We start from the raw sequence: 8,480 nt of genomic DNA, 5'->3' as shown, positions 1-8,480 counted from the left end.
CCCGCCGCTGCCGCATCGACAGCTTCGTCGACCTCCAACGCCGCATCCGCCACCACGACGCCATCCGTGCCGCCTTGACCACCGGCATGAGCAACGGCCTGATCGAGTCCACGAACACCAAGACCCGCCTGATCATCCGCCGCGGCTTCGGCTTCCACACCGCAGACGCCATCATCGCCCTCGTCATGCTCACCCTCGCCGGTGACAACCCCCCCCTCCCCGGCCGCCAACCCGCCACAGAGTGACCCACACATACGGCAGGAGAGCCAGTATTCGCAACTGGCGAGCCAACGGCACTGAGCCGATCGAGTCCATGAAGCTCGGCAGCTCGGTCTTCTACAACGAGGCCGATGTCATGCGCCTTGCGGCTGAGCGTGCCCGGTGAACCGACGCTCTACCGGCCACTGGGTGGGAAGCACCCGAGCCGCCTCATGGCTCGGCGTGAGCCGTCCGCTCCTGCGGACCTTCCTGCTCCACTGCCGCCACGAGGGCAAGTTGCCCGAAGCCTGGGACCACGATCCTGAGCGTCGCCCCGTGCTGGCCCTCAACACCGAGCACATCTATGAGCACTGGGACGACTGGAGCGCGGCTTACGCCGCTTGGCGCAGACGTCGCCACTGACCCCGAGCCGGCCAACCACGACCCACCCCTGAACCACACGCCCTCTGGCCCGATGCCGGGGGGTTTCTGCATGTCCAAGCACATCGAACCAAGGAGACACGAACACAGATGGCTACCAAGAAGACCTTGACCTTCGCCGACGCGATCGAGAACGCCGACCGCGAGGCGCTGATCAAGGCGACCGCTGCACGCGAGGCTCTCGAAGAGCTGAAGGATTCGATCGAGCGTTGGAACGATGCCTACTACGAGGCGACCGGCGTGGTGCAGGGCATGAGGGCCCGCTTCGCCCGAGGCATCGAGACAGCGACCCCGGCCGAGTTCGCCGAGGCACTGGCCGCCGAGGAGCGCGCAAAGCTCCTCGCCAACCGACACGTCGACAAGCGCGACCCTGACGGCGAGGACCCGCGCATCCAGCGCGCCGAGCGCGCCCTTCCCCCGTCCGACAAGAAGGTGGCGAAGGCGGTGGCGTCCGCTCTCCTGGAGGCGAACACCTTCCCCGCCGCTCAGGTGTTCTCGACCTTCGCCGACGTGCGTGCCCTCGTGCCGACCGAGGCCGACGCTCCGGTCCTGATCGTCAGCCAGTCGGAAAGCTCCTGGGACGGCACGTACGACGACCGGCAGTACAAGCGCCGCACGATGTTCCCTGGCGTCACGTACAGCGCAGACGTCACCCTCACCCTGTACCGACGCCCCGAGCACCGCGACATCGTCCCTGAGCGCGTCGTCCGGGCGCTGCGGAAGGTTGGCGGAGAGGTCCGCAACCCCGACTCCTTGAACGTCCTCATGCGGAGCGTGGGGGACGGCTTGGAAAGGGATGAGGTCCGCTTCACCGTGAAGCAGATCGAGGACCCGAACGTCGACCCCGAGCTGAAGGCTCGGCGTGACGACTGGTTCGCGTCGAGGCGAAACACGCTGTCCGCCGGTCCGCAGAGCGGCATGGACGTCTTCACGAGCCTGTATCGATGAGCCTCTGATCGGCCGCTGAGTGTCGCCCCTGGCCTTACGCGCCGGGGGCGGTGCTGAACGGCCCGCTCAAGGGCTGTCAGACACAGGAGGCACCCCGTGTTCGTCATCGTCACACTCGTCCGTACCGTCACCGATCTGCTCGTCACACCGGGAGCACCGGCACCGGCACGTAAGACCGGCTGACCAAGCTCGACCAATACGGAGGCGCCCCCGTCACACGGGGCGCCCCTTCGTCATGCCCTCAGGAGGAACCCACCAGCATGAGTAAGACAACGATCTCCGTCCGCCACACCGACGTAACGCGCGAGCAGCTCGCAGAGATCCAGCGCATGACCGGCAGTACGACGACAGCCGAGGTCGTCACACAGGCGCTCGACCTCTACCTGTCCTACCTGAAGATGCCTGCCGGAACGCCCCTTGTGGCGACCGGTCACACACGCATCCGACAGCCGCAGGGGGTGTGAGACATCAGCCGTACGACGCATCTCGACGTCCGCAAGACAACGGCGCCCGAGCTGTCCCACCTGCCAGTCGGCACCATCGTCGAGCTGCCGGTAGGTACCGGGCGACTCCTCTTCCGTCACACAGCAGACGGCCGATACTGCCCTGTCTCCGGCTCGGGCGTACCGGCCTGGCTGCTCGTCGAGGTCGCCGAGCTCATCGGGTCTCACAGCGTCTGACCAACCTTCCCGGACCTGCCAGCCGGCCGTTTCCCCGTCTTTGGGAAAGGGCCTGCTGGCGCACCCTGCTCAGTCATCAACACCACATCGCCGAGGCGTAGCTACGCGTGGCCGAACTTGACGGATGACCACCCGAGAGGGTAGAACCCTCTCCCTGCCCCCTTCGAGGGGGCGAGACCGTAGCTCCCGCCGTTCAGCGGCGGTAGAGCTGGCCACTCCGAGAGAGGCCGGGACTCCGAGGGAATCCCAGGGGAAGCCGAGGGCACCCCGAGCGTGAACGGACACGCGACCAACCATCACCGCGCCGAGGCGTAGCTACGCGCTGTCCTCGGCCTCTTGAGGGAGGTTGCACACCCGTGCCCATGACCAACAACCCCGCCGCTCCTTCCTGGGTCGGCTACGCATCTCAGTACCTCACGCTCCCCGCGAGCGAGCCGTTCCGGCCCTCCCCTCGGAAGCTGGCCCGGAAGTGCTCCATACCCGCAGCCGAGTTCGAGTCTGGGCTTCGCTCCCTGCAAGAGGCGGGGTTCCTCCGGCGCCTCGGTTACGACACTTGGCAGCTTGCTCGGCCGGTGCGGTAGCCGATGCTGGAAGACCTGTTCCCCAAGATCGAGGAGAGCCGAGCCAAGCTGAGGAAGCGCGGGTACGCCCTGGCGGCCGAGCACTACCCGCCGACCGGGCAGGCGTCTCGGTGGTACGCCGACGTGATCCAGTGTGTTCCTCGTAGCGGCCAACTGGTAGCGAAGCAGCTTGCCCGGCTCTGTGGCGAGGACTCCCGAGTGACCGTGCCGTGGCGCTCCCTGGCGGACGCCGTGGGCGTCCGGGACAGCGCCGGTCGAGAGCGCGCGTACACCGAGCGAGGCGTTCAGGTGCTTGTCGAGGCCGGGTGGCTGTCGGTCGAAACGGTCGGCGCCAAGCGCGGGGCGAAGACGACGTTCAGCCTGGAACCCGGAGAGCGGGCCACAGAGTGGCTGGGCTGGATCGACGTTGATGACTGGCTCAACGAGGCCGCCTGACCGAGCTCGAAGTTTTGGCCAGAGTATGAGCCCCTCGCACGCCGAGAACTTTTGGCCAGAGTAGAGAACACGGCTTCGTCGTCGGCTTCGCCTCCGCCTCACTGCCGCGTAAGCCGCTCGTCGTCTTCGGCCATCGCCGGACGGAGTCCGGCACAGGCGCAGTCGCTCAGCTCATGGGCCGCGTACGCGGCCACTTCCCGTAGAGGCAGCGGCGAAGAGATCTCTTCCGAGTGGGCCGCGTAGCGGCCACCAACCGAAGACGACTTGCCGCTCTGCTCCCTGGGGCCGTAGGCCCCACTTCCCGAAGACGCCTTGCGCTCTTCGAGGACTGCCGCCTGTCGGCTCCTGTCGGAGCCTCCGGCTCGCAGTGCACCACCTGCATCCCTTCGCCGCCGCGTACTCGTCGTACGCCGCTGACAGGCGGCCCTACCCACGGAGGTAATCCACCCCATGAACAACTACTCCCCGATCATCGCCGCCGATGGACGCAAGCTCTGCGGCATCAAGTCGTGCGGCCGTCCGCACCGTGTGCGCGGCCTCTGCCTGGCGCACGGTCAGCGTGTCCGCTTGCACGGCGACCCTCAGGCCGACAAGCCGTTGCGCTCCCACTCCTCGCGCCCCTGGAAGGGCGACGACGTCTCGTACGTCGGTGCCCACAACCGCGTGACTCGCGAGCACGGCAAGGCCGCCGAGTGGAAGTGTGCTTGCGGCTGTGGCCGACAGGCCACTGACTGGGCGTACCTCGGGACCGATCCGGCGGCGAAGGTCGACGAGACCGGCCGCCTGTACTCCGTCAGCCCTGACCACTACGCATCGTTGGCAAGGTCGTGCCATCGCAAGTTCGACGCCTGGCAGGCGCAGCGCCGTACCGGCGTCCCCCTGGGCGCCGCCATCGTCGAGGCAATGGGCGCTTGAGTCGACCGGACCCCGCATTCTCGGGGCGATGGTTCGGTGCCTGGCTTCAGTTCCGAGGTCAGGCTCCCCCGCCCCGCAGATCGGCCGGCTGACGCAGACCGGTAACCAAGTCACAAAAATTCAGTACGAGTTGGCTCGCCTTGTCGCCACACTGGAGGGATGGACGAACTGCATGTGGTCAGACACCTGCCAACCTGGCATCAGGAACCGGAGCCGGACGACGAGTACGACAACGGCACGGACGAGAAGACCGTGTACGCCCTCTTCGGACTGGCCATCTACAAAGCCAACGTCCTCGAACACTCCCTCGTCAACCTTCTCGCCTTCACGAAGATCATTACAGCGAGGGAGCAAGGAGAACAGCTCATCCGCGACCCCTGGACTCAGGGCTTCAAGGACATGATGGGCAAGCTCATCAAGCGCGCCGAGGCTCACACCAGCGCCCACCCGGAGGTCATCGACGACCTCACGAGCAGCCTGAAGCGGCGCAACTTCCTGGTTCACAACTTCTGGCGCGAGCGCATCCCAGACATCATCTCCGAGGCTGGCCGAGTCAAGCTGTGCGCGGACCTGAAGGCGGACTGTCGGCTCTTCACCCAGACCGATGAATGCTTCAGCAAGCAGGTCCTGGACCCCCTCATGGCGAGCATGGGCATCACGGCCAGGGCGATTGAAGCCCAGTACGCAAAGGAGCGCCGCGAGGCGATGGCGCGCTACGAGACCGGGGCGTTCACGGATGAGGACAAGTCCGCCTGACGTGCGTGCGCTTGCGTCTCCCTGCGCGACGACATGCGACCTGACCAAGCAGGGGCTTGAGCACGGGACTTGCGGGCTTCACGGCTCAGGTATTTTCAGGGCATGGAGACACTTGCGGGGCAGTGGTGGCAGAACGTAAACGTGTGGGCAATCATCGTCTCTGCCATCGTTGCCGTACTGCTCGGTTGGCTGAGCGCGTGGGCCACGCTCAAGGCCAGTAACCCCAAGCGCAAGGTCGGTTGGTGGGAGCAGTCCAACACCCCGCTGTTCGCTGAGTCACGTTACGCGGGGGGAAGTGGCCCGCTCACGGTACAACTCGGCAACACTCAGCTGGAGAAGCCGCGCATCGTCGACCTCGTGATCACCAACCTTGGCAAGCACGACATCACGGCAGCCATGTTTCACGAGGGGGCGCCGTTGCGGTTCTCGTTCGGAGCCCCCGTTCTCGTCACTCTGGAATACGGTTCGACGCCGACTGCGGACCTGAGTCAGTTGATCGACACTTACGCCGACAACGGAGCGATGCCCACTGGACCTCTGGTCGGCGGCATTGAACTCAAGCCGACCCTGCTACGCAAGGGGCAGACCGTGACAATCACGGTCCTCGTCGACGGCGACCGCCAGCCCACTCAGTGCACCAGCTTTCCGCTGGTCGACGTGGTGGAGGTGACGGAACCGCCCAGCGTACGAGCGAGGACGCTCGGGAGAGCCGTCCTGGACAACGCGTTGGCGGTCCTCCCCGGCGGTGGACTCTTCCGCTGATCGACCCTGAAACCGTGGCAAGATCCCGGCCGGTAAGACGTAGCGGTCGGGAAGAACGCTCCCAGGGGGTCACTCCCCACCCCTCCCGGCCGACCGGCCGCACGTCGTCAGCCACCCGACCGGCCAGGGACGCGCCACGCGCCACGCTCGCAAGCGATCATGCAGCCTCGGGCCCAAACTCCTCGCCGACGCACTGGCAGGCCGCGAGCGAGGCATACAGCGGCTCGACGGCTCAGCCGGACGGCTTGGCTCTCGGGCTCAGCCGGTACGCCGAGACCGTTGGATCACCGGCAAGGTAGAAGCGGCGATGCCAGTCGTGGGCCTTGCTCACCCCTACCCGAGGACCAACACGGATGAGCTCAGCAGGTACCCGCTCACCCCTGGACAGAGTGACCGAGGTACCCGCCACTACGTCGGTTCCACCCTGCTCTGACGTGATGCCGAGTGCCTGGCAGAAGTTCCCTGGGCCTCGGGCAAGTCGTGCGCTCTCAACCTTCGCTCCTCGCCGCTCGCGTGCCAGGTCTTCCCCCTCGACAACCTCGCCCGCACGGAGGAGGACACCCGAGGCGACGCCGTCTGTCCCCGTGGCGACGTTGGCGCACCAGTGGAGACCGTGAGAGCGGTAGACGTAGAGGTGCCCTGCCGGGCCGAACATCACGGCGTTGCGTTCGGTGCGTCCTCGGTAGGCGTGCGAGGCAGGATCAGCCTCCCCCTCGTACGCCTCCACCTCTGTGATGCGCGCCACAACTTCACCCCGGTCGGTCCGCGTACGGAGTGGGCATCCGAGCAGGTCGGGGGCCACTTTCTCTACGGGGCGACTCAGATCGGGAAGGGGAAGGTTCATGCTGACCGACTTGACATTCCGTAGGTGAAGTAGACGTACGCGTGGCCCGGGGGGGGGGCCGAACATGGAAGAGTTCCGGTCGGTGCGCCCGCGGAAGGCGTGCGAACCGGGGTCCCGTTCCCCCGCGTACGCCTCGACCTCGGTCAGTCGCAGAGCGATCGGCCCGTCCTCGGTGGTCCTCACCAGGACGCGGCCGAGCAGGTCCGCAGCAACATCGAGCACGGGTCGGTCGAAGAAGGTCCGCGGCAACGCAGTACCGTCACGGCCAGCAATCATGTGGCTCGATCCTAGTCGAGCATCGGGGAAGGACGAGATGGCCATCAAGAAGCTGTTCGCGAGTGTGGGGATCGGCGGGGCATCGGTGGAGACCGTGCTGAGCGAACCGAACGTGCTGCCCGGCGGGGTGGTGCACGGCGAGGTCAGGATCGAGGGCGGGTCCGTGGCCCAGCGCATCCAGGGGCTCTCGGTGGGCCTCGAGGCCAAGGTCGAGGTGGAGACTCAGGACGGCGAGCGCCTGCAGAACATGGAGTTCCACCGGGAGCGGCTCGGCGGAGAGTTCGAGCTCCAGCCCGGTGCCGCCCACGTGGTGCCGTTCGGCCTGAGCGTCCCGTGGGAGACGCCGGTGACGATGTTCCTCGGGCAGCCGCTGGCGGGCACCCACATCGGTGTCAGCACCGAGCTGGACATCGCACGGGCGCTGGACTCCACCGACCTCGACCCGGTCAACGTCCACCCGCTGCCGGCGCAGCAGACCCTGCTGGAGGCGTTCGGCGCCCTGGGGTTCCGCTTCAAGAAGGCCGACATGGAGCGCGGGCAGGTGCACGGCACCCGGCAGCGGCTGCCCTTCTACCAGGAGATCGAGTTCTTCGCTCCCGCGCAGTACCGCGGGCTGAACGAGGTCGAGCTCACGTTCATCGCCGACGGCACCATGATGGACGTGGTCATGGAGATGGACAAGAAGCCCGGGCTGTTCACCGGCGGCAGCGACTCCTTCCGCTGCTTCCAGGTCGACCTGGCCGACTTCGACGGAACCGACTGGTCCGCCTACCTCAACCAGTGGCTGGCCGAGGTGGGCGGCCGCCGCAACTGGTTCTGATCAGCACAGGAGCACTGTCATCGGGTTGCTCCGCCCGGACCGGTAGCCGACGGCCGCGGAGAGGACCTCCGCGGCCGTCACCGCGTCCGCGGGAGCCGCCCCGGCGAAGTCGTCCCAGCGCGGGAGGACGAGCAGGCAGCTCCGCCACTCCCCCCACCACGAGAGGTCGGTCAGGCAGTCGGCCAGGGCATCCCAGTTGCGTCCCGACCACTCGGGGAGGTCGAGCGCCTCCCCACAGCGGTCCAGGAAGGCGGCCCTGCCGCCGACTCCGCTGGATCGACCAGCAGGTTCCGCCTACCGGTGCCCGCCGCGTCCGCGAGGAGTGCACGCACCTCCGTCGGGTCAACCGGGGCCGCACGGTGCACGCCCGGCGGCACGGATCCGTCGAGGACTCCGGGCAGGTCGCCCGCCAGGAGTTCGGGGATACGGTCGGAACTGGTCATCGGTTCACCACCGCCTTGAAGCTCTCGCAGTGGTCTTCGGCCCAGTACTGCTCCCCGCCGTCACCCGCGACGATGCGGCGTGCCCCGCGGCCCGGGGAGTCCGGGGCGGGGACGGTGTACTCGCGGTAGTACCCACGAGGCTGCCGTGGCAGAAGTCTTTCGAAGTTGCCGAAGACAGACCCGTCCTTGTGATAAGGGAACGGGCCCTCCTCGATGAGCCGGAGTGTGCGCCTGGCCTCCGGCGGCAGCTCCGCGGAGTGCGCCGGCGCCGGCTCGTCCGGCGAGGCAAGTGCGGAGCCGAGCCGCCCGGTGCCGACGGCCGACCGTCGGCACAGCCGCCCAGCAGCAGCGGCAGGGTCGTGAGGAGGACGAGCAGGAACT

At 67.2% G+C, this 8,480-nt stretch carries 13 protein-coding genes and 1 pseudogene; 10 read left to right on the top strand and 4 right to left on the bottom strand.

The features are described 5' to 3' along the window. The 9 genes from H300_RS0102050 to H300_RS0102015 form a co-directional block, all read left to right on the top strand. The coding region (locus H300_RS0102050; protein WP_028426081.1) for a transposase at window positions 1-245 on the top strand (245 nt) is incomplete at its 5' end. Beyond that, the gene (locus H300_RS31355; RefSeq protein ID WP_158678304.1) at window positions 242-385 is read left to right on the top strand and encodes a hypothetical protein; all 144 of its coding nucleotides are present in this window, start codon (window positions 242-244) and stop codon (window positions 383-385) included. The genes H300_RS0102050 and H300_RS31355, both read left to right, overlap by 4 nt. A gap of 23 nt (window positions 386-408) precedes the next feature. Next, complete coding sequence (locus H300_RS31350) at window positions 409-621, top strand: hypothetical protein (RefSeq protein WP_158678303.1); 213 nt, start codon at window positions 409-411, stop codon at window positions 619-621. A 108-nt stretch (window positions 622-729) separates the two neighbouring features. Continuing rightward, entirely contained in the window at window positions 730-1,587 is an 858-nt protein-coding gene (locus H300_RS0102045) for a hypothetical protein (RefSeq protein ID WP_028426080.1), read from the top strand. Between the two features lie 260 nt (window positions 1,588-1,847). Further along, the gene (locus tag H300_RS0102035) at window positions 1,848-2,051 is read left to right on the top strand and encodes a hypothetical protein (protein ID WP_028426079.1); all 204 of its coding nucleotides are present in this window, start codon (window positions 1,848-1,850) and stop codon (window positions 2,049-2,051) included. 800 nt (window positions 2,052-2,851) lie between these two features. Next, window positions 2,852-3,283 (top strand): hypothetical protein, encoded by a 432-nt coding sequence (locus H300_RS0102030; RefSeq protein ID WP_028426078.1) that lies wholly within the window; start codon window positions 2,852-2,854, stop codon window positions 3,281-3,283. Window positions 3,284-3,733: 450 nt separating this feature from the next. Next, complete coding sequence (locus H300_RS29070; RefSeq protein ID WP_051269310.1) at window positions 3,734-4,198, top strand: hypothetical protein; 465 nt, start codon at window positions 3,734-3,736, stop codon at window positions 4,196-4,198. Between the two features lie 159 nt (window positions 4,199-4,357). Then, complete coding sequence (locus H300_RS0102020) at window positions 4,358-4,954, top strand: hypothetical protein (protein WP_028426077.1); 597 nt, start codon at window positions 4,358-4,360, stop codon at window positions 4,952-4,954. Between the two features lie 102 nt (window positions 4,955-5,056). Then, entirely contained in the window at window positions 5,057-5,716 is a 660-nt protein-coding gene (locus H300_RS0102015; protein ID WP_028426076.1) for a hypothetical protein, read from the top strand. Between the two features lie 232 nt (window positions 5,717-5,948). Here H300_RS0102015 and H300_RS29705 read toward each other — a convergent pair whose 3' ends face one another. Both H300_RS29705 and H300_RS29700 read right to left on the bottom strand, forming a co-directional pair. After that, a complete protein-coding gene (locus H300_RS29705) occupies window positions 5,949-6,560 on the bottom strand; it encodes a DNA-3-methyladenine glycosylase (RefSeq protein ID WP_078515636.1) in 612 nt (203 codons plus the stop codon). Between the two features lie 14 nt (window positions 6,561-6,574). Beyond that, window positions 6,575-6,836 (bottom strand): annotated as a pseudogene (locus H300_RS29700) (DNA-3-methyladenine glycosylase); the annotation flags it as partial. Between the two features lie 37 nt (window positions 6,837-6,873). On the opposite strand from H300_RS29700, the gene H300_RS0102010 reads away from it, so the two are divergent. Next, a complete protein-coding gene (locus H300_RS0102010; RefSeq protein ID WP_028426075.1) occupies window positions 6,874-7,656 on the top strand; it encodes a sporulation protein in 783 nt (260 codons plus the stop codon). Here H300_RS0102010 and H300_RS32075 read toward each other — a convergent pair whose 3' ends face one another. Continuing rightward, entirely contained in the window at window positions 7,657-7,902 is a 246-nt protein-coding gene (locus H300_RS32075) for a barstar family protein (RefSeq protein ID WP_486583470.1), read from the bottom strand. It lies immediately after the preceding gene. Window positions 7,903-8,095: 193 nt separating this feature from the next. Next, window positions 8,096-8,314 (bottom strand): guanyl-specific ribonuclease, encoded by a 219-nt coding sequence (locus H300_RS32070; RefSeq protein WP_486583469.1) that lies wholly within the window; start codon window positions 8,312-8,314, stop codon window positions 8,096-8,098. Between the last annotated feature and the right edge of the window lie 166 nt (window positions 8,315-8,480).

This window comes from Streptomyces sp. TAA040 (assembly GCF_000424845.1).
Note: the sequence above shows the minus strand (reverse complement) of the source record. Positions and strands in the feature narration are given on the sequence as shown.